The sequence below is a fragment of the Geomonas anaerohicana genome (assembly GCF_016458305.1).
Lineage (GTDB): Bacteria > Desulfobacterota > Desulfuromonadia > Geobacterales > Geobacteraceae > Geomonas > Geomonas anaerohicana.
In genome coordinates this window covers 207,778-227,739 of sequence record NZ_JAEMHL010000009.1, presented here as the reverse complement: position 1 = coordinate 227,739, position 19,962 = coordinate 207,778, and the positions used below count along the sequence as shown (strand labels likewise).

Sequence of the window (19,962 nt, the reverse complement as noted above, 5' to 3'; positions counted from 1 at the left end):
CGCAGTTCAATGCTAGAAAAACTCTTTTCTTGCATAGGGGAACTTTTTTGCCCTTGACCGACAGCCTTTAATGGGTGACCCCAGCCTTTTTGCGCTTGCTCGCAGTAGCCGTGGCGTGGCACGGAGTGGAGCCAAATGATGGGTGCTGTTGAATTAAGTGGAAATACTTGTTTGTGTATGATATGAATCTTTGCTTTGTAGGCAGGATTTCTTACTGCCGTATTGAGCTTATTTTAAAAGCTTATGTGATCTGATAATTTTTTTGTAATGTAGCATTTGGAATTTCGATGTCTGACATAATCATTTTACCTCATAGTCCCAGTAATTTTTCAGGTGAGCTTCGGTTAATCAATTCTGAACCGAAACAAGTACAATTTCACAGCGGCAACAATGAATCTGCTGTGATACACGTAAGCAGTAAAGCTGATGCTGACGCCGGATTAGTGGCTGTAGATATCGTACCGGACTACGGTTATTCGATACCAAGAAAAATAGAGAATATCGTCGATCCCACGCCGTTGCCCCTTCCCGCCCCAGATCCCAGATCCTACCACCTGCAAGCAAGACTGGCTTACGAGAACGCAGTGAGCCCGTCGGCCCCTAAAAAAATGATTCTGAGTGTCTCAGTGTAATCCTGCTTCATCGCCCCATGACCCAACGCGTGAGCCACGCATCCTTACCGCTGGCGTTGTAGGGACAGGGGGACAGGGCGTCCGCCCGCTCGTCACTGCGGCTCACTAAAAACTCTCGTCTGCTAATATAAAAAGGCACTTGCGTTTGGGGCGCAGGTGCCTTTCTTACTATTTTTCCCGGTGCAGGCATAGTGCAGCTTGAACATCTCGGCCTTACCTTCAGTTCAACGGGCATTCCCCATCGTTATGGGTCTCAAACCTGTTTTTTACCGTTTCTATGATATCTCCGTTGTTGAGCGCCCCACAGAACTTATCTATAACCTGTTGTGTCGTATAGCTGTAATGCGATACGGCTTTAGAATTCAGTAGCGCCGCCACCGCTTGCCGCTCCAAGGCGTATAGCCCCCCACCGTTTGCATTCAGCCCTTCTAGCAGAGTGGTGGAACCACCGCAACCAAAGGCTGATTGAAAGGTCTGGTCAGGGGTGTATCCGATCCAGGAGTCGAAATGCTGGGTCTGCTTCCAGTACCCGGGAGTGCAGCCGACATCCCATCCGAACGAGTAGGTGCTGAATCCAAGCAACATCGCGGCGGCCAGTACGACAGCTTTCTTTTTCATTGTCTTCTCCTTTTAAGTTGATGGTTACGGACATGCCAAATGTCTGTTCCTCGAACCACATACGGCCATCCAGCAGCCCCCAAATCTAAATTGGTTTGATCAAATGTAAAGTGGCGACGCCGTAAGGGAATTCCTTATCTCGAATATCGATGAGCCTGAAGGGGCATAGGGAATGTGTTGCAGTTTTTTGACATTTGATTAGCTGCTGTTAAATTTTGAAGATCCCGACTCTTGACCGTCTCAATGCAGTTGGCGTACTGCATGCCTTGCTTGGTCTTAATCATCAACAACCTATATCTTCGACTCTGAACACAACGCTCTAAGCCGTCGGTATTGATACGCAGCCTTCAGTCTCCCTGGAGACCTGTTTGTCGCAAACCGTTGTCTGGGACCACCGCAAACAATTCGTCGCTCAATTTGTCAAAAGGAGGCGTCGGACTTATGAGAGTGCTACTTGTGCTGATTTTGGTGGGGTTCCTTGCCGGCACAGCTCCGGCTAAGGAAATCGAAGGGGTGAAGGTCGAACCTCAGGTGGCGGTGAACTCCGAGACGCTGAAACTGAACGGCAGCGGTATCAGGAAGAAATTCCTCTTCAAAATCTACGTGGGATCCCTGTATTCGACGAGACGCCTGACCAGCGGCCCCGAGGCCCTCAGCGACACGGGCGACAAGTTGATCAGGATGGATTTCGTGTACCCGAAGGTGGAGAAGGAGAAGATCGTCGAGGCGTTCCAGCAGGGCATTCATAACAACACGCCTGAGCTGGCAGAAACCGCTGAGGTGAAGAAGGTCCTGTCGTTTTTCACCGACGACTTCAAGCGCGGCGACCAGGTCAATATCTTTCTCGGCGGCGACGGCACCGTGGTGGCCAAGCACAACGGCAAACTCCTCGGCACGATAATCTCCCGTCCCCTTGCCAACGCCATCCTCGCCATCTACCTTGGCGACCACCCCGCCGACGCAAACCTGAAGAAGGGAATGCTCGGCAAGTAGGGCCCGGGCTTTCCCTATCCCCTTCATCCCTGTCAACTGCTTTCACCAGTTGTTGACAATATGTTGGCCACTGCTAATCTTTTGCCGCCTGCTCGGCGGCACTCCCCACTATCGTTTTTTATTGCTGTCTTAGCACCCGGACCTTGCCCGCGGAAGGGGAAGGGAGAAGGGAGAAGGAACAGCCACATGACAGGGAATATCTTCGAGTTCCAGAGCTGCAGGGGCGCAATCCGGTTAACGACTCTCCTACTTTTCTTCCTTATACAGGTGGGCGTATTCGTAACTGGGGACAGCGTTGCGTTGGCCGCTTACTATGTCGATTTCTCCCTCGGTAATGATGCTAACCCAGGCACGGAGGGTGCCCCATGGAAGACCCTTGCCAAGGTGAACGGCAGCGCGGTTGGGGCGGGGGATACTGTATTGTTAAAGCGAGGGCAGTCGTGGAGCGAGTATATCTACCCTAAATCGGGGACTTCGGGAAATAGTACGGTTTATTCGGCATATGGTACAGGCGACAAACCGGTCATACGAGGGGTGATAGCTAACAACAAATCATTTGTAGCGATCAGCAACATGTACCTCAGTAATTCCAGTTATTACCAGCCCTTAAGTATTTCGAATAATTCCAGTCATATCACAATTGAGAATTGCGATGTCATCGGTGGCGCTACAAATAACAGCGGATCGGCAGTCTTTATAAGCGAATCGGCGTACATAACAATAAGAAAATCGACTATTAGCCACAATAACCTCAATTCTTATGCTGATGCTTTGCAGATTAGAGGCAGAACCAATGGCTGCCTCATTGAGGAAAATACCATAGGCACGGCAACCCATTATGCTGTCTCGATGTCTGCCTCAACTGATATCAACAGAGACTGGGTCGGGCAAAATAACATAATCAGAAATAATTTTGTAAACAATACTGAAGGGGCACAAGTAGAAGTCATGTCCGATTCGAAGCACAACCTCTTCGACGGTAATGTCATATCAGGAGGAAAATCAACAGCGCGATGTAGTTATCTTCCAAGGTCCTTCAAACTGGTTACAGAAGGCAACATAGTTAGACGTAACATAATAAAAGACAATCTGGAAACAACAGGCAGCGGTATCAGTTCCGAAGTCTACACCTATCAGACCTACCCACCAAACATTGCATTTAATAACAGGGTCTACAACAACGTAATCACAAACATCACCCATTTTCCTCTCGTGCTAGCTACCAACGGAAATACTGGTACAAGCGTATATGGCAACTATTACAAAAACAATGTGATATACGGCAACCATGATGCTTATGATGTGCTCGTTCAAAACCACACATGGATCCATGACAACTACTTCCAAAACAACAGCATCTATCATGACGGAGCAACAAACGTAATCTTCAACGGCTCCCAAGGGGAAACAAGTGTTGAAAAGGTGCAGGGCGCCGACCCTGGCCACTGGTTTGGAAATATCGATAAGGACCCGTTGCTGGATGAAAATCTCTATCCACAGATACTGTCCCCGGTAATTGATTCAGCCGCGCCCCTTACCCACATTACTAGTGAAGAAGGTTCGGGAATATCTTTTACCGTGGCAGATGCCGGTTATTTCTGCGACGGATGGGGGGCGACGAGTGGTGATACCATCCAAGTCGGCGAAGCTATTACCACGATCACGGCAATCGATTATGCTGCCAACACCATTACCGTTTCCGCGCCGATTGCCTGGATCCAGGGGATGGGTGTGAGCCTGCCATACAGCGGTGCGGCATTGGACATAGGTGCCAAGGAGAAGCAGCAAAATTACACCATCATCAGTACCGCCGGTGCTGGCGGCTCGATATCCCCGGCCGGTACCAGCACGTTAAATTACGGAGCAAGTCTTACTTACACCATTTCTGCGGACACAGGCTACCTGATAGCCGATGTTGTCGTGGACGGCACCTCGGCGGGTAGAGTCTCCAGTTACACCTTTAGCAACATTACGGCGAGCCATTCCATCTCAGCCTCCTTTGCAGCAACCACCCGTACCATCATCGCGACCTCGGGTGCTGGTGGCTCGATAACCCCATCCGGCACCAGCACGCTCGATTACGGAGCGAGCCTCACCTACACCATTTCCCCGGACAGCGGTTACCAGATAGCCGATGTGACCGCCGATGGCACGTCGGTCGGTGCTGTGTCAAGCTACACCTTTGACAACGTCACTGCGAGCCACACCATCTCCGCAACTTTTGTAGCAGACACCCACACGATCACTGCGACCACGGGTACAGGCGGTTCGATAGCCCCCGCCGGCACCAGCAGGGTGGATTACGGAGCGAGCCTAACCTACACCATCACCCCGGACAGCGGCTACCAGATATCCGACGTGACCGTGGACGGCACGCCCGTCGGCGCCGTTTCGAGCTATACCTTCAGCAACGTCACAGGGAACCACACCATTTCTGCCAGCTTTGCCACAGACATACGTACGATAACCGCGACCGCAGGGACAGGCGGCTCGATAGCGCCCCCTGGTATCAGCACCGTGAGTTACGGAGATAGCCTCACCTACACCATTACTCCGAACAGCGGTTACCAGATAACCGACGTGAAGGTGAATGACACGTCAGTTGGCGCGGTGTCGAGCTACACCTTCAGCAATGTCACAGCGAACCATACCATTTCCGCAACATTTACGGTAACCACCTGTACCATTTCAGCCAGCGCAGGGACAGGCGGCTCCATTGCCCCGGCTGGCACCAGCACGGTCGATTACGGAGGGAGTCTGACCTACACCATCACCGCCAATTCCGGCTACCTAGTTGCTGACGTGACCGTCGATGGCGCTTCGGTGGGCGCGGTGTCGAGGTACATCTTCAGCAACGTGACTACGAACCATACCATCTCCGCGACTTTCACGGTAACCACCCATACGATCACCGCGACCGCTGGTGCAGGCGGCTCCATTGCCCCGGCCGGCACCAGCACTGTGGATTACGGGGAGAACCTCACCTACACCATTACCGCGAACAGCGGCTATCAGGTAGCCGACGTGACCGTGGACGGGACATCCGTCGGCACTGTTCCAAGCTACACGTTCAATAACGTCACCGCGGGCCATACCATCTCCGCGACCTTTGCAGCAGTCACCCACGCGATCACTGCGACAGCAGGTGCAGGGGGCTCGATAGCCCCTTCCGGCACCAGCACTGTGAGTGACGGAGGGAGCCTCAGCTACACTATTACCGCGAACAGCGGCTATCAGATCTCGGATGTGACAGTGGACGGTACCCCTGTGGGCGCGGTATCCAGCTACACGTTCAACAACGTCACCGCGAATCATACCATTTCAGCTACCTTTGCCATAACCACCTGCAGCATCACCGCGACCGCGGGTGCAGGCGGTTCGATAGCCCCGGCTGGCACCAGCACCGTGAATTATGGAGAAGGCCTGACCTACACCATCACCGCGAATACCGGCTACGTGATCGCCGGCGTGACCGTTGACGGCACTTCCGTAGGCGCGGTGTCCAGCTACACCTTCGGCAATGTAACGGTGAACCACACCATCTCCGCAACCTTTACCATGACCACCCGCACGATCACCGCGACCGCAGGTGCAGGTGGCTCGATCGCTCCAGCCGGGACCAGCACCGTGAGTTACGGAGAGAGCCTGACCTGCACCATCTCCGCGAATACCGGTTACGTGATCGCCGACGTAACTGTGGACGGCGCCTCCGTTGGTGCACTGTCCAGCTACACCTTCAGCAACGTCACCGCGAACCATACCATCTCTGCAACCTTTACCGTGACCACTCGTACCATTTTTGCCAGCGCAGGGACCGGCGGCTCGATAGCCCCGGCCGGCACCAGCACCGTGAATTACGGAGCGAGCCTTACCTACACAATTACTGCGAATTCCGGCTACGTCATTGCGGACGTGACCGTGGACGGCGCCTCTGTGGGGGCGGTATTGAGCTACACCTTCAGCAACGTAATTGCCAACCACACGATATCGGCGACCTTCGCGATAGCTACTGTAGCGGACCTGGCAATCGTTAAAACATCGGATCAAACCGTCTACGCGACTTTCTCGATCATCACCTACAATGTTACGGTAACCAACAACGGTCCAGCTGCTGCCGGTTCCGTAGTAGTAACCGATAACCTTCCGGCTCATGCGAGCTATCAGTCAAACACTGGCAGTTGCATGCTCAGCAGTAAAAAACTGACCTGCAATCTGGGTACTGTTGGGGCTGGCCAAAGCAGGACCTTCCAAATCACTGAAAGCACACAGGGCTGGCATGGGACTATTACCAACGTCACCACGGTGACGAGCTCGACGACTGACAATAATCTAAGTAACAACTCTTCCACGAGTGTCGTGACAGTCCGATAGTGTGAATTTGGAGGTGCTTGCATGAAGGTCGAACAGCACGTGTGCCTGGTCTGCGGCTTCAACATGATCGGATTCCACCCAGCCCGATGCCCCTTCTGCGGGGCGGCAAGAAGCCGCTTCATTACCGCGGAGGAGTGCTCCGCGCGCTTCAAGGTGGTGAGTACCCCGGTGAACGACAAGGTGATGAGACTGAACTCGGACCCGCCACTCGGGCTTGAACATGCCGCCTATCGTATCGAAACCGGTTACGGTCCATGCTGGATCGACTGCCCTTCGTCCTTCGATCGATCCCTGGGCTGGATCGATGATATTCTGTTCACTCATCACCATTTCCTGGGCGCCTCGAATCTCTATCGCGAACTCTTCTCGGCCGACGTCCATATTCATCGCAACGACTCGCTCCATGATATCTGCCGTCCCTTCCCCTTCGATGTCACCTTCGAAAAAGATTTCAGTTACAACGGCATTGAAGCCTTTCACATCGGTGGCCACACCCCCGGCTTCACCTTCTACATCTTCGAGGACGTCCTTTTCATCTGCGACTACGTGTTCCTCCATGGCGACGGGTTGAAGTACAACCCCTTCGGGCCGGCGGACCAGACCATGGCGGGCGGCGATCGCATCCGGGACTACCTGGAGGGGCGGCAGCTGTCGACGGTGTGCGGCTACAACTACACCATCGGCTACGACGACTGGAAACGCAGGTTCGATGCGGGGCCGGTTTTCGGAGGGTATTGAGAGACGTCGGGCCTGCGGGTTCATTGGGCAGGGGGGGATGCAGTACGTGATCGGGCTGTCGCGCGAGGAGTGGTGCTGCAGCGGGGATTATCTGGATAAGGTGATGCGAAACTCGGTGCCTCCATCCACATTGCGTACCGTCAAAGAACCATCCATGCTCTCAATGATTACTTTCGAGATGTAAAGGCCGAGTCCGGTTCCCTCAGGCTTGGTCGTGAAGTAGGGGGCAAACACTTCGTCGATAATGTCTTCTGGTATGCCGCCGGCGTTATCGGTAATCACCACCAGACCCTTGCCTTCCTCCTCGGGTAATTCGATGGTAATCCTCGGATCGGGAACTTGTCTTTCCACCAGGGCATCTCTGGCATTGGCGATGATGTTGATGATGGCCTGGGCCATTTCACTCGGGTAACCTGAAAGCACCGGGTCGCTCCCGGCGACGACCGAAACCTCGATGCGTTGGGCGGTGAGGGTCCCTTCAAGAATCGACAGCGCACGACGGACCGGCTCCTGAATCTTGAATTGCACCCTCTCTTTTCCCGGCTTGAAGAAGTTCCGGAAGTCGTCAATGGTTTTGGACATGTGACGGATCGAGTCGAGGATTTTGGCGACGCTCATTTCGATGTATTCCGCAGTCAAGCTGTTCGCTTTATAGCTGAACTCGAGATCCTGCGCCAGCAGTCCCAAAACGTTGAGTGGTTGGCGCCACTGGTGTGCAATGTTGGCAATCATCTCGCCCATGACCGCCATCCTGCTCTGCTGGATCAGCATCTGCTCCTTGTCCCGTAGTTCCTCCTCGGCCCGCGACCGCTGCTGCGCCTCTACGCGCAGGGTACTCAATGCCCACGACAACTCAGCCGTCCGCTCTGCAACTCTTTGCTCCAGGTGGTCCCTTGATTGTTTTAGCTCCTCAGCAATCCTCTTTTGATCGGTAATGTCGTACACCACTGCGACCCACCCGTCAGGCTGCCCTGCAGCATCAAAGGTCGGAATATACTTGCCGGTCACCCACCGTTCTCCTATGTCTTTCATGTTCAAGCGCAACTCGTACTCGGTTCGCTCCCCGGTAAGAACGTGGTCGATGTAGGGCTCGATAAGCCGGTACGCCTCTTCTCCGAGGACCTCCACCAACGGTTGCCCGACAAGTTCCGCAGGGTCCCGGCCGATCCAGTGGGCGTAGGCGACACTGCTCCAAATGAGCCGGCGCTCCCTGTTGCATTGGACCACCCCGATGGACATGTTTTCGGTAATGGTCTGCAGCTGCTCCTTCACGGATCTGAGCTCTTGATCGAGGTGCTTGCGCTCCGTGATGTCACGCACTGTGACGACGACCAGAATGGCCTCCCCCGTTTTGTCGTAGACGGTGACACCGTTGAACGTTCCCACCCAACACCTGCTCGTGCGCCGGTTGACAACCTTGAGCTCGTAATCTACGTACTGTTCGCGAAGGGCTCGTGCCAGCGGACGCGCTTGCGGGGGGACTTCTTGTCCGTTCAGATCGAACAGCGCGAATTCCTTCTCGAACTCGGACAAAGGAACATCGAGCTGCTCAGGGCTCTCCCGTCCTAGCAAGGCCAGGGCCGCCCTGTTGATCATGAGGACCTCTCCCTGTAGGTTGGCAACGACCACAGCCTCGGCGATGCTTTCCATCACCGACTCCAGTTGCAGAGATATATGCTCGCATCCCTGTTCCAATCTTCGGTCCTCCGCTGTCCAGTTTCCCTGTTCCGCCCCCTGATCCAGGGGCGGGCGGGATCGTGCCTGCGAGCAGGTGACGTACCTCGCCCTCATAAGATCAACCCATTATATTGGGGGGACGGCGAGGGTCAACCGGGCGGCGCGACAACAGCATGCCGCTGCAAGGTATGGTAATTTCAACGTCTTGCCACCTGCATCCGGCATGGCGGGACGGACGTGCATGGTGACCGGGGCAGGCGGGTGCCGTCGCGGCACAAAGGACTTCCTCCAATCACCACAGCCATCCAGGAAAAATCCGCATCCGCCTAGCTGTAGGGCCGCGCCGTCCTTTCTGACGGCCGATGGGCGTCTGTGCGTGAAGAACAGCTCGGGAGGCGTCGAAATCATCAGAGAGGGGCACACCATCAAGGCCAGGCGGAACACGGCCGCTGCGGGCTCCCTCAGGGAAATACCGAGTCCCGCCAGAAAAACTCTACCGGCATCCCGCCTAACCCATTGACACAACCCCCTTTCCCGTCTCAACGTCTTCGCCCCGTCGCGGCCTATGCTGGACATGGCCCCACACTGTGCTACCTTGATGCCTGTTTTAAAAAGATCTAATTTTAGTCATTTGGAAAGCAGCACCGACAAACCACCTGGATCAGGTGAGGGGACGGACTTATGCCTGGAGCGGAAAGGGGGTGAGATCAGGTCACTTGTGGGAGCAACGTCATCTTAAACCGATAGCAATGGGAGGAACTATGCGCATAAGATGGTTTACGTGGTTCGCAGCTTGTGTTGTGGCGCTGTCCCTTTGGGGATGCGGAGGGGACGGCAAATCAGGTTCAGACCCGGTGATTCGCGGCACCATCACCAAGGCCAGCCCAACTTCCATCACCGTGAACGGCGTGGAGTACGACACCTCCAGTGCCACCATCACCATGGCTGATCCCTCGGATCCCGCGGTCCTCGAGCCTGGCATGGTGGTGACCATCATCGGGGAGATCGACGACCCCATCCGCGGCAGGGCGGTTGTGGTCAGGACGGCAAACGACCTGAAGGGCCCGGTCTCCGCCTTCAACAACATCTCGAGTTCCATCACCGTCCTCGGACAGAAGGTTCGCATCGACCCGACGACTACCACCTTTTCCAATTTCTCGGGTGGCACCACCAGCGCCACCAGCAGGCTCGCAACCGGCCAGATGGTCAGGGTGAGCGGCCTGGTCGATCCGGGTGGAACGGTGCACGCCTCGTTCGTTCGGCGCACCCTGCCCAACTGGACCCCAACCACCCCGGTAACCATAACCGGAACCGTAACCGGCGCGCCGGGGAGCACCACCTTCAATATAGGCGCCCTTACGGTGAATTTCTCGGGCACCACGTTGCCCACCGGCACGGCCACGGGCTCCCTGGTCCGGGTCACCGGCACGATCCCCACGTTGAGCAGCACCACCTTGACGGCAACCTCGGTGCAGTTGCTCCAGGCCGGTATCCAACACCTGGCGCCGTCCGGCGAAGCCGAGACCGAAGGATACGTGACGCAACTCTCGGGCAACACCTTCACGGTGGACGGGACACCGGTCAATGCCGGAACCCTGCCGCTGACCGGGATTGCGAACGGCTCAAAGGTGGTGGTGCACGGCAACCTCAGTAACGGCGTCCTGTTGGCCACCAGCGTCAACCTCAACAACCCCGCCTACCAGGAAACCATCCTGGTCAGCAACATCCCGGGCGTCGCGCCGGTAACCGACCCGAACTTCGTCAATTCCTGGGGGCTGGCGCGGTCGCCGACCGGAGCCTGGTGGATCGCCAACAACGGCACCGGCACCGTGTCGGTGTACAACGGATCCGGGCAGCCCTTCCCCACGGCTGCGCCGTTGACGGTTGCCGTACCGCCTGCCGCAGGCGGAACGACGCCGGCACCGGTTACCGGCATCGTCTTCAACAACTTCACCGGCTTCAACGTGACGTCGGGCGATTCGACCACCTCGGCCCGGTTCATCTTCGTGACCGAAGATGGAACCATCTCGGCCTGGAACACCGGGGCTACCGCCACCCAGAAGGTGAACAACTTCGTCAGCAACGCCGGAGCGGTTTACAAGGGGGTCGCCATGGCCTCCGATGCCTCAGGCGCGGGCCGGCTGTACGCGGCGGACTTCCGGGGCGGGAAAATCGACGTGTTCGATTCCAACTTCGCACCGGTGACACTGCCCAATACTTCGACCGGCGCGCCCTTTACCGTGCCGAGTTCGCATGCGGTTCCTCCGACCGGCTACGCGCCGTTCAACGTGGTCAACATAGGGGGCAAACTCTACGTTACCTTTGCCCTCAGAAACCCCGATACCAAGCTGGACGACGTGCCGGGCGAAGGGCACGGTTTCGTGGAGGTGTTCAATCCCGACGGCAGCTATGTCATGAGCCTGCAAGGCGGTTTGTGGTTCAACTCGCCATGGGGCATCGTAAAGGCGCCGGAATCGTTCGGAAAACAGGGCAACATGCTGCTGGTCGGCAACTTCGGCAGCGGTCAGATTGCCGTGTTCGATCCGGCTACCGGCCTGTTCAAGGGGCTGTTGCGGGATGCCTACGATGACCCGATCAGGATCAACGGCCTGTGGGGGCTCGGCGTCGGCAACGGTGGTAACGCAGGGGCCACCAACACCATATTCTTCACGGCAGGTCTAAACGATGAGTCAGACGGCCTCTTCGGCACGTTAACCCCCACGGCAGCACTGGTCGGACAGGTCCGGTAGGGGAGGAACCGGAAACACGACAACGAAGTGTGGCGGTACAGGCAACAGCGAGGGCACCCGGTAACGGGTGCCCTCTTTTTTTGCGTGTGCCGCTATGGAACGCAAGCGGCTGTTCCAAAAGCGGCACATGTTCCACCTTTGATCGCGGTGGCCGTTACGTTTTATAGCACGTCCTCGACGGCTTCCAGCCGCCGGCGTAACTCTTAAAGCTAAAACCCACTTTGTTTACAAGCAGTAATGAGCGTGACTCCTTTTATAGATGAACTATATCAACATATGGGTATGGCTGTTGCTATAAAGGCATTCTATTCAACTGTATGCATTATCCATGTTGCAGGGCGCCAGGCATAAGCAGCAGATACTACGTGCTCATCTTGTAGATTCATATGCTACGGCTTTGTCATACAAAAGATGGAGCGGTGGCAAGTGAGGAGCCGGCCTCTGAAAGAGATAATGTTTAAGTTAGAACAGTTTTCCGGCAATGAAATGAAATCAGGAGGAGGGAAAAATGCAGAAAAAGATGATCACCATGCTGGCGGCCCTTGCTGTCGCAGCGATCGCGCCTTCGGCGCAGGCCTTCGACATCGGGGGCGCCAACGGCTGGAAGTTTTCCACGGACGGTTTCCTCAACGTCTTCGCCACTTATGAGTCGGTCGGCACCCGCCCGACGGGCGTCATCGGCGGCGAGATCGGCGGCGACCAGACCGGCACCGGCGAAAGCCAGCAGCAGTTCCGGGTGAGGACGGGCCTGCTGCCGGTGGGCTTCGGGCTCAACATCCAGGCCCCCACCACCAACGGCGTAGACTACGCGGTGCGCCTGGGGCTGTACCCGCAGGTGCAGAACAACGGCGGCAGCCGCACCGACCTCTCACCCAACATCGACTTCCGCGAGATCAACATGACCGCGACGGGGAGCTTCGGCCAGATCCTCGCCGGCCGCGCCATCAACCTCTACCAGGCCAAGAACATCCTCACCGACATGACGCTCTTCGGGGCGGGCGTGATCGGTCCGGTGGACAGCGGGCCGACCATGGGGCACATCGGCTACGGCTACCTCTATCCCAACTTCGGCGCCCAGATCAGGTACACCACCCCTGACCTCAACGGCCTCAAGGTCGCCTTCAGCGTCAACGACACCAACAACATCGGTGCGGCGACCGTCCGCAACGTCCCGCGCCTGGAGACCGAGATATCCTACAGCACTGCCATCACCGGCGGCAAGTTGCAGGCCTGGGTCTCCGGCCTGTACCAGCAGGCCAGTTTCTCGGACGCCAAGTTCGTGACCGTCCCGGTCACCCTGAATCCTGACGGCAGCATAACGCCTGAGCATACAATTCCGGCAGTACGTCCCGGCGGGCACGTTACTTCGCTCGGCGGCGCGGGCGGGGTGCAGCTCGACATTCACGGCCTCCAGTTGCTCACCTCCTGCTACGGCGGCAGGGCCCTGGGCATGCTCGGCATGCAGGGAGCGGATGCCTTGTCCGCGGACGGCAAGGAAAGGACCAACTGGGGCTTCCTGAACCAGGCGACCTACCAGCTCACCCCGGTGGTGAAGCTGGGCCTCAACTACGGGCAGAGCAGGGCCGAGCTGGCAGGCAACGATACCGACCTGAACATCCAGAAGCAGCAGGCGGCGACGGTCGCGCTGACCTACAACGTGAACAAGTTCGTCCAGGTGATCGGCGAGTACACCTGGGCGCAGGACCGCTGGTTCAACGGCGCCACCCAGGACGCCAACATCGGCGCCATCGGCACCTTCATTTACTGGTAGTTCAGCTGGGGCGGGAACAACTATGCTTCATCACGGGCGCATCCCATTCGGGGTGCGCCCGTATTCGTTGAAGGAGAATCTTATGAGAGGAAGGGACGCTGGGAAGAGGTTGACACGCTACGCGTGACACTCTACAGTTGCAGGTGTGATAAAAACGTTCGCCGACAAAGACACGAAGCAGCTCTTCCTGACAGGTAAGGCTAAGCGGCTACCTCCCGATTTGTTCGGAAGGGCAAGACGGCGCCTGGAATACATAGACCTTGCCTCAGTCCTTGAAGACCTCAAAGTGCCTCCGAGTAACAGGTTGCATCCTTTGCATGGCAGCCGATACGGCCAGCATGCCATCTCGATCAATGACCAGTGGCGGATTTGTTTTGTTTGGCACAACGGCGATGCGTATGAGGTGGAGATAACGGATTATCATTGAGGTGCACCATGTTTAAAAGTGACCGAGACAAAAGAGAAATCCCGCCAACCCATCCGGGAGCAATGCTGCGCGAAGACTTCATGCCGGATTACGGGTTGACAGCAGCAACGCTGGCGGGAACGCTGGGAGTATCGCGGCAAACTATTAACGAACTGCTCCGCGAACGCAGGGCGCTGAGTCCGGGGATGGCCCTGAGACTTTCCCGCCTTTTCGGAAACACACCCGAGTTCTGGCTGAACGCACAGCGCGCCGTGGATCTATGGCAGGCGGAAAAGGATTTGGCAAAAGAACTCGCCAGGATCCGGTCGCTTCAAGCCGCGTAGTTGTGATCCCGCAACGTGCTTATACTGGAGAAGTGCTATGAAAAAGCCGGCAAAGAACACGATATGCCTTTGGTTCAATGGTGACGCCGAAGAGGCGGCGCGCTTTTATGCGGAGATCTTTCCCGATTCATCGCTCGACGCGGTGCACCTGGCGCCGGGTGACTACCCGTCCGGGAAGAAAGGTGATGTGCTGACGGTGGAGTTCACCGTGATGGGCATCCCGTGCCTGGGGTTGAACGGAGGACCGGAGGTGAAGCACAACGAGGCGTTTTCGTTCCAGGTGGCGACCGAGGACCAGGAGGAGACCGATCGCTACTGGAACGCGATCGTCGGCAACGGCGGACAGGAGATCGTGTGCGGCTGGTGCCGGGACAAGTGGGGCATCTCGTGGCAGATTACGCCGGTGGTGCTGACGCAAGCCATTACGGATCCGGATCCCGCTGCGGCCAAGCGCGCCTTCGATGCGATGATGCAGATGGTGAAGATCGACGTCGCCGCCATCGAGGCCGCGCGGCGGGGGTAGGGCAAATCCCCCCTGTCCCCCCTTCGCAAAGGTTGGGAGTCTGGGGCTCCTGTAGCGCTTTGCTCTCGCTGCCTTGACAAATTCCTTCGGGTATAGGTACTGTTCATCGGTGCATCGGAGGCTAAGATGATCAAGGTAAATGTGACGCGACTTAGAAATAACTTGCCTGCTTACCTTCGGAACGTTCAATCCGGGGAAGAGGTGGCGGTAACCTCACGCGGTAAGGTGATCGCACGTCTCGTGCCGGAAGCCGATGAGGCGAGTGAGGCGCGGCTAAGGCTGGAAGCTGCCAGGAAAGAGAGTTGGGTAGGGGACGTCGTGTCACCTGTCACGTCCTTCCCATAACCCTGGACATCGCCTACCATTCAAGCCATCACCCTGGTTTTGCTCATGGCGATCCTGCCGATAGAATAATTGCTGCTACAGCTTTGCATCACAAAGCAAGCCTGATTACCTGTGACACGAAGCTGCTGGAGATGAAGGCACTTAAAACGGTGTGGTGAAGGATGTCACTGGAACAGTACCTGAGCGAGCAGGGAAGTAGAGTCGAGATCGGGCTGGTCCTCCTGTCGGAGGAGTGGCAGGTGCTGGGGATGAACGAGCACGCCCTGCGCATTGCGGCTCCGGACATGGGGCCCATTGGCCAAAACCTGTTCCAGATGCACCCGGCACGGAGCCGGGAGAAGGTGCGCGGCATCCTGAACGAACTGTCGAGCCTGCAGGAGTCGACGCAGCGCTCGATGGTGATCGACTTCCTGGGCAAGGTGCTCATGATCAGCCTGTCGCGACTGGTGGTGCCGGGAAGCCCCATGGCCTGGGCAGTTTCCTTCATGGACCTGTCGGAACAGACCGGCGCCAGCACCAACCCGAACAGCGGCCACCTGGAACTCAAGAAAATGCCGATCTACGAGAACGGCGCCTTCCATTTCCTGTCGGCCGAACAGGTGTGCCTGATCGAGGCCGATGGCAACTACTGCCGCATCCACACCCCTGACAAGAAGTTCTACCTCCTGATGAGCCTGAAGGCGGTGCTGCAACGGTTCCCGACCTCCAACTTCCTCAAGGTGCACAAGAGCTTCGTGGTGAACCTCCGCCACGTGCAGGCGATCGGGCCGGCCGGGGACAGTCGCATGATGGTCTCCTTCACCGAGCCTGCCATCCCCGCCGTTCCGGTGTCCCGTCGCCTGATTCCCGAGGTGAAGAAGGCGCTCGCCGGCACCGTTCATCCATCGCTTTGACCCGTTCATCAAGTTCTCCTTGAGCCTTTGGCCGCTGGGTGGGATAGTGCGCAGCAATGGCGTTGCCCCAAGCGGGACCAAAAGCAGATCCCCCTAAATCCCCCTTCGCAAAGGGCGACTTTTACTTTTCGTGTGAAGGAGAAGTTTGATGAGAGTCAGGCGCACTAACTGCAAATCCGTTACCAGCATGGCAATCCTGCTGCTGTCCCTGGCCGTCCCGGCATGGTCGCTTGCCGGCGGCCCGGGCGACGGCACGGCGCAGCACCCGGACCAATCGGTTCAGTCCACGGCATCGGCCCAGCTGTCCGAGGAGATCCTGAAGAAGAGTACGGCGTTCTTCGCGGCCCCCCCGTTCATGACGGCTGAAAATGTGTATGACGATGTAGTGAAAGGGGGCGAGGCGGGCTACTTCATCGTGAGCCTGCAGTCCCGCGCCGACTTCGCCAAGGGGCACGTGCCGGGCGCCGTCAACATACCGTTCGACCAGATCACCGAACCGAAATCCCTCGGGCTGCTGCCGCGCGACAAGAAGATCGTGCTGACCTGCGACGACGGACACCGTTCCATGGTGGCTTCGCTGTACTTCAACCAGCTCGGCTACAGCGCCACGGCCATGCCCCTGGGGCTCAGTCATTGGAACCGGGACAGTTCCGCAGCGCCTTATACTGCTTCTCCGAAGTACCCGGTGACTACGGAAAACAAAGAAACTGTAGCGGGGCAGGGAATTGCCAAGGTTACCGCCAAGGCGGCACAGGGAGACGACCTGATCACGGAACGGACCAGGGCGGTGCTCACTTCCGGCAGAAACCTGTTCATGGACAGAAGCGAGTTATACCGTGAGGTGGGCAAGGACGGGGGCAAGGGGGTGCTCGTGGTGAGCATCCAGCGTCCCGAGGACTATGCCGCGGGGCACGTGCCGGGGGCGATCAACATCCCCTTCAAGCAGATCGCCAGCAAGGAGAGCCTCGCCAGGCTCCCCAAGGACCGCAAGATCGTCGTGGTCTGCTACATCGGCCACATAGGTGCTGCCGCCACTCTGATGCTGAACCAACTGGGGTACGAGGCCTACGACCTGCGCTTCGGGACGCTGGGGTGGAATGACGAGACGGAAGGGATGGGAAAGATGAAGGCGTTTATGCAGAGTATGACCGAGAACAGGAATTACCCGGTGGAAAGCATAAAGGAGAAGTAAAGGGAAGGCACTCCGCCCAGCGGGGTGCCTTCGTTTTTGCAGGCCTGGGTCAGAGGGCGTCGCCGTCTTCCGCCTGTTGCAGCAACGTCTTGCGCTTCTGCTCGTCGGTGTAGCCGCAGATGCAGCTGATGCCGGAAACGACGATGAGTGAGTACAGCCCCCAGGCGGCGCGCCCCCCGAACTGCACCAGGAACAGCAGTCCGATGGCGGTGGCGATACCGGCGGCGACGATCCTCAGTTGATGCTGCTCGAACCAGGAAAGCACGGCGTACCCGGCTGAGGCTGCCAACAGCAGGTAACTGATGCCGCCGACGTGGGATCCGGCCTGGTAGATGTCGATGCCCATGAAGCCGAAGTTGACCAGCGGCATGAACCACAGGATCACGCCGGCGAGACCGAGTACCACACCTTTCGTCTTGTGGTCCATTTCCCCTCCTTCTTATGCTCAGCTTTCTTCAGGTCTGGCTGTCCTCTGCCGAGCGCTTGGTCGCGTCCCAATCGGAAACCGCCGCGAGCCAGCTGGCCACGGAGACGATGTTGAGGCCGTACAGCCCCCAGGCTGCGTAGCTCCATGCCTCGGAAAGCAGAAGCAGGCCGATGGCGGTCGATATGGTGGCCGCAATGACGCGCAGCTTATGCAGGTCGAAAAATGAGAAGAGCGCGTAGGCGAGGGAGCAGACTACCAGTAGGTAGCTCACGTTCCCGATCTGCCTCCCCGCGAAATAGACGTTGAAGCCCACCTTTACTAGCGGCATGAACCAGAGCACTATTCCCACGACGCCCAGAGCGACTCCTATCGCTTTGCCTCTCATGCAGTCCCCCCCTTGGTCGCGGCATTCCCGCAATGGATAGCGTCGTCGTTTTACCGGCAAGAGGCTACCATCGTGGCTCTGGTGCTGAAGAGATCCGTGCCGTCAGCGAACCAAATGAAAGTATCCTAATGCGGCGGTTTGTCAATGCGTCAACAAAGAGCAAAGGGAGCAACTGCGTCGGACCAGGTGGGGAGAGTGGGGGGAATAAAAAAGGCACCCGGGGTGAGCGGGTGCCTTGGTGGAGCGAGGAAGAATGTCAGTAGCCGGGGCGGTGCCGCGCGATGCGGCGATACTCAGGGCGGTAGACCCGGCCGTCGTAGTGGCGCCGGTCGCTCACGTAGCGCCGGTACTCCACATCGCGGTAGTGGCGTATGTTGACCACCTCGTAGCGCACGAACAGCTGCGGGTATGCCCGGCGCGGGACGTAGCTCCAGGGGCCGTTGTAGTAGGCGCCGCGGTACCAGTTGCCGCCGTAGAAGTAGTAATACTGGTTGCCGCTGTAGATGAGGTCGTAGGGGACGCCCACGGCCACGTACGCGTTCAACTGCGGCGAGTACACGAACTCAGGAGGCGGGGCCTCGTACTCTTCGGGGGCGGGCACTATGACTTCTTCAGGCGGCGGAGGCGGAGGAGGTGCCATGACCGGCGGCTCGGCTACCGGCGGCGGAGGAGGTGCCACCCGGGCAGGAGGAGGCGGGGCCGGACGGGCCGCGACCACGGTCCTGGTTCCGGGGATCTGGTTGTTGTAGGTGTACATGCACTGGACGTAGGCGTTGTCGTACATGCGCTGCGCCTGCGCCCCGTAAACCTGGGACGACCCGGAGCCCGCGGCGGTCCCGAACAGCAGCCCGGTCGCGGCGCCGATGGCGGCACCGGCTCCGGTATTGCCCGAGGCGGAACCAAGCACGGCACCCACGCCGGTCCCGACCGCGGTACCGACAACGGCACTGGTGGCCATGTTCTTGTCGTAGGTTTCCTGCACCGGCGCGCCCAGCTGCGAGTTCGCCCACTGACGGCAGGTGGCGTCTTCCTTCATGAAGGTTTCGAAGGACTTGCCCTGGGTGGGCAGGACCTTCACGCTAGGGCCGGTGGGCACCGTCACGCACCCTCCCAAGGCCAGCAGCACAAAAAGTGACGAGATGCGTCTTTTCATTGTTACCCCCTTCTGTGTCGCTCTACCTGTCGCCCCTGACGGGTCGACCAGTGAGATCCCTCATTACACGGCATCACCTTACTAATGAAATAGGGAAGCAATGTGGCAGAAATGAGGAAGTTTGGCCGGAGTCGTTGTTTCAGGCGGGCTCCTGTGCCTGGTACGATGCCCGTCCCGACCTGATCCGGCGCACCACCATCGGCACCACGAGCATGAGTGCCAGGATGATCCACATGGTCGTGTCCGGATCCTTGATGTACTTGTTCAGGCGCAGGGTGGAGAAGGCGATCACCGCGAAGTAGAGCATGTCGCCTGCGATGGCGAAGGCCCACCCTGCCACGAAGCCGTGGCCGGCGGCAAGGGCGGAGGCCCGTCCGGTCATGGGATCGACGCCGAAGGAGATCATCACCAGGGATACCGGGCCGGTGGCATTGACCTGGAACTGGGCGGCGCTACGGGCGTTGGCGGCCCGTATGGCGGCACTGACGCGGCGCAGGAACGGGATCTTGCCGCAGATGAAGGCGATGACGCGCAATAGCGGTTCGAAAGCGACGGCAAGGATGACATCGGAGACGAGGTAGAGCAGCGTGGTGACCGGCCAGGCCAGCCCCTTGGCCTTGGCGAGGAGCACCCCGGCCGGGATGCCGCCGCCAACCGGGATGAGGAACAGCTTCAGCACCGAAAGCAGCGCAGGTGTCGGAGGAAGGAACAACGAAGGTTCTGTCATGGCTCGCAGATACTACC

Annotated in this window: 19 protein-coding genes; 13 read left to right on the top strand and 6 right to left on the bottom strand. The window is 57.8% G+C overall.

Annotated elements, in window-relative coordinates; genetic code table 11:
* The first annotated feature begins 287 nt into the window (after window positions 1–287).
* A complete protein-coding gene (locus tag JFN91_RS16775) occupies window positions 288–632 on the top strand; it encodes a hypothetical protein (RefSeq protein ID WP_199390339.1) in 345 nt (114 codons plus the stop codon).
* 219 nt (window positions 633–851) lie between these two features.
* Here JFN91_RS16775 and JFN91_RS16770 read toward each other — a convergent pair whose 3' ends face one another.
* The gene (locus JFN91_RS16770) at window positions 852–1,250 is read right to left on the bottom strand and encodes a hypothetical protein (protein ID WP_199390338.1); all 399 of its coding nucleotides are present in this window, start codon (window positions 1,248–1,250) and stop codon (window positions 852–854) included.
* A 441-nt stretch (window positions 1,251–1,691) separates the two neighbouring features.
* Between JFN91_RS16770 and JFN91_RS16765 the strand changes: the two genes are divergently transcribed.
* From JFN91_RS16765 to JFN91_RS16755, 3 genes are all read left to right on the top strand, one after another.
* Entirely contained in the window at window positions 1,692–2,243 is a 552-nt protein-coding gene (locus JFN91_RS16765; RefSeq protein ID WP_199390337.1) for a chalcone isomerase family protein, read from the top strand.
* A 186-nt stretch (window positions 2,244–2,429) separates the two neighbouring features.
* A complete protein-coding gene (locus JFN91_RS16760; RefSeq protein ID WP_199390336.1) occupies window positions 2,430–6,614 on the top strand; it encodes a beta strand repeat-containing protein in 4,185 nt (1,394 codons plus the stop codon).
* Window positions 6,615–6,635: 21 nt separating this feature from the next.
* A complete protein-coding gene (locus JFN91_RS16755) occupies window positions 6,636–7,352 on the top strand; it encodes an MBL fold metallo-hydrolase (RefSeq protein ID WP_199390335.1) in 717 nt (238 codons plus the stop codon).
* A gap of 87 nt (window positions 7,353–7,439) precedes the next feature.
* Here the strand turns inward: JFN91_RS16755 and JFN91_RS16750 are convergent, their stop codons facing one another.
* Window positions 7,440–9,143 (bottom strand): PAS domain-containing sensor histidine kinase, encoded by a 1,704-nt coding sequence (locus tag JFN91_RS16750; protein WP_268898717.1) that lies wholly within the window; start codon window positions 9,141–9,143, stop codon window positions 7,440–7,442.
* A gap of 647 nt (window positions 9,144–9,790) precedes the next feature.
* On the opposite strand from JFN91_RS16750, the gene JFN91_RS16745 reads away from it, so the two are divergent.
* The 9 genes from JFN91_RS16745 to JFN91_RS16705 all read left to right on the top strand — a co-directional run bounded on the left by JFN91_RS16745 (window position 9,791) and on the right by JFN91_RS16705 (window position 17,253).
* A complete protein-coding gene (locus tag JFN91_RS16745; RefSeq protein ID WP_199390333.1) occupies window positions 9,791–11,779 on the top strand; it encodes a TIGR03118 family protein in 1,989 nt (662 codons plus the stop codon).
* A 508-nt stretch (window positions 11,780–12,287) separates the two neighbouring features.
* Window positions 12,288–13,550, top strand: coding sequence for a hypothetical protein (locus JFN91_RS16740; protein WP_199390332.1), 1,263 nt, complete (start codon window positions 12,288–12,290; stop codon window positions 13,548–13,550).
* 145 nt (window positions 13,551–13,695) lie between these two features.
* Entirely contained in the window at window positions 13,696–13,977 is a 282-nt protein-coding gene (locus JFN91_RS16735; RefSeq protein ID WP_199390331.1) for a type II toxin-antitoxin system RelE/ParE family toxin, read from the top strand.
* 8 nt (window positions 13,978–13,985) lie between these two features.
* Entirely contained in the window at window positions 13,986–14,300 is a 315-nt protein-coding gene (locus JFN91_RS16730; protein WP_199390330.1) for a HigA family addiction module antitoxin, read from the top strand.
* Window positions 14,301–14,337: 37 nt separating this feature from the next.
* Entirely contained in the window at window positions 14,338–14,823 is a 486-nt protein-coding gene (locus tag JFN91_RS16725) for a VOC family protein (RefSeq protein WP_199390329.1), read from the top strand.
* 126 nt (window positions 14,824–14,949) lie between these two features.
* The gene (locus JFN91_RS22520) at window positions 14,950–15,168 is read left to right on the top strand and encodes a type II toxin-antitoxin system Phd/YefM family antitoxin (RefSeq protein WP_199390328.1); all 219 of its coding nucleotides are present in this window, start codon (window positions 14,950–14,952) and stop codon (window positions 15,166–15,168) included.
* On the top strand, window positions 15,126–15,326 hold the full coding sequence (locus JFN91_RS22515; protein ID WP_199390327.1) for a PIN domain-containing protein: 201 nt from the start codon (window positions 15,126–15,128) through the stop codon (window positions 15,324–15,326). Before JFN91_RS22520 ends, JFN91_RS22515 begins: the two co-directional genes overlap by 43 nt.
* Before the next feature lie 3 nt (window positions 15,327–15,329).
* Window positions 15,330–16,061: a LytTR family DNA-binding domain-containing protein gene (locus tag JFN91_RS16710; RefSeq protein ID WP_199390326.1), complete on the top strand. Its 732-nt coding sequence runs from the start codon at window positions 15,330–15,332 to the stop codon at window positions 16,059–16,061.
* Window positions 16,062–16,209: 148 nt separating this feature from the next.
* On the top strand, window positions 16,210–17,253 hold the full coding sequence (locus tag JFN91_RS16705) for a rhodanese-like domain-containing protein (RefSeq protein WP_199390325.1): 1,044 nt from the start codon (window positions 16,210–16,212) through the stop codon (window positions 17,251–17,253).
* Window positions 17,254–17,302: 49 nt separating this feature from the next.
* Here the strand turns inward: JFN91_RS16705 and JFN91_RS16700 are convergent, their stop codons facing one another.
* The 4 genes from JFN91_RS16700 to JFN91_RS16685 all read right to left on the bottom strand — a co-directional run bounded on the left by JFN91_RS16700 (window position 17,303) and on the right by JFN91_RS16685 (window position 19,945).
* Window positions 17,303–17,680, bottom strand: coding sequence for a hypothetical protein (locus JFN91_RS16700; RefSeq protein WP_199390324.1), 378 nt, complete (start codon window positions 17,678–17,680; stop codon window positions 17,303–17,305).
* A gap of 28 nt (window positions 17,681–17,708) precedes the next feature.
* Complete coding sequence (locus JFN91_RS16695; protein WP_199390323.1) at window positions 17,709–18,065, bottom strand: hypothetical protein; 357 nt, start codon at window positions 18,063–18,065, stop codon at window positions 17,709–17,711.
* 256 nt (window positions 18,066–18,321) lie between these two features.
* A complete protein-coding gene (locus JFN91_RS16690; RefSeq protein ID WP_199390322.1) occupies window positions 18,322–19,218 on the bottom strand; it encodes a YMGG-like glycine zipper-containing protein in 897 nt (298 codons plus the stop codon).
* A 139-nt stretch (window positions 19,219–19,357) separates the two neighbouring features.
* The gene (locus JFN91_RS16685; protein WP_199390321.1) at window positions 19,358–19,945 is read right to left on the bottom strand and encodes a hypothetical protein; all 588 of its coding nucleotides are present in this window, start codon (window positions 19,943–19,945) and stop codon (window positions 19,358–19,360) included.
* Window positions 19,946–19,962: the final 17 nt, after the last annotated feature.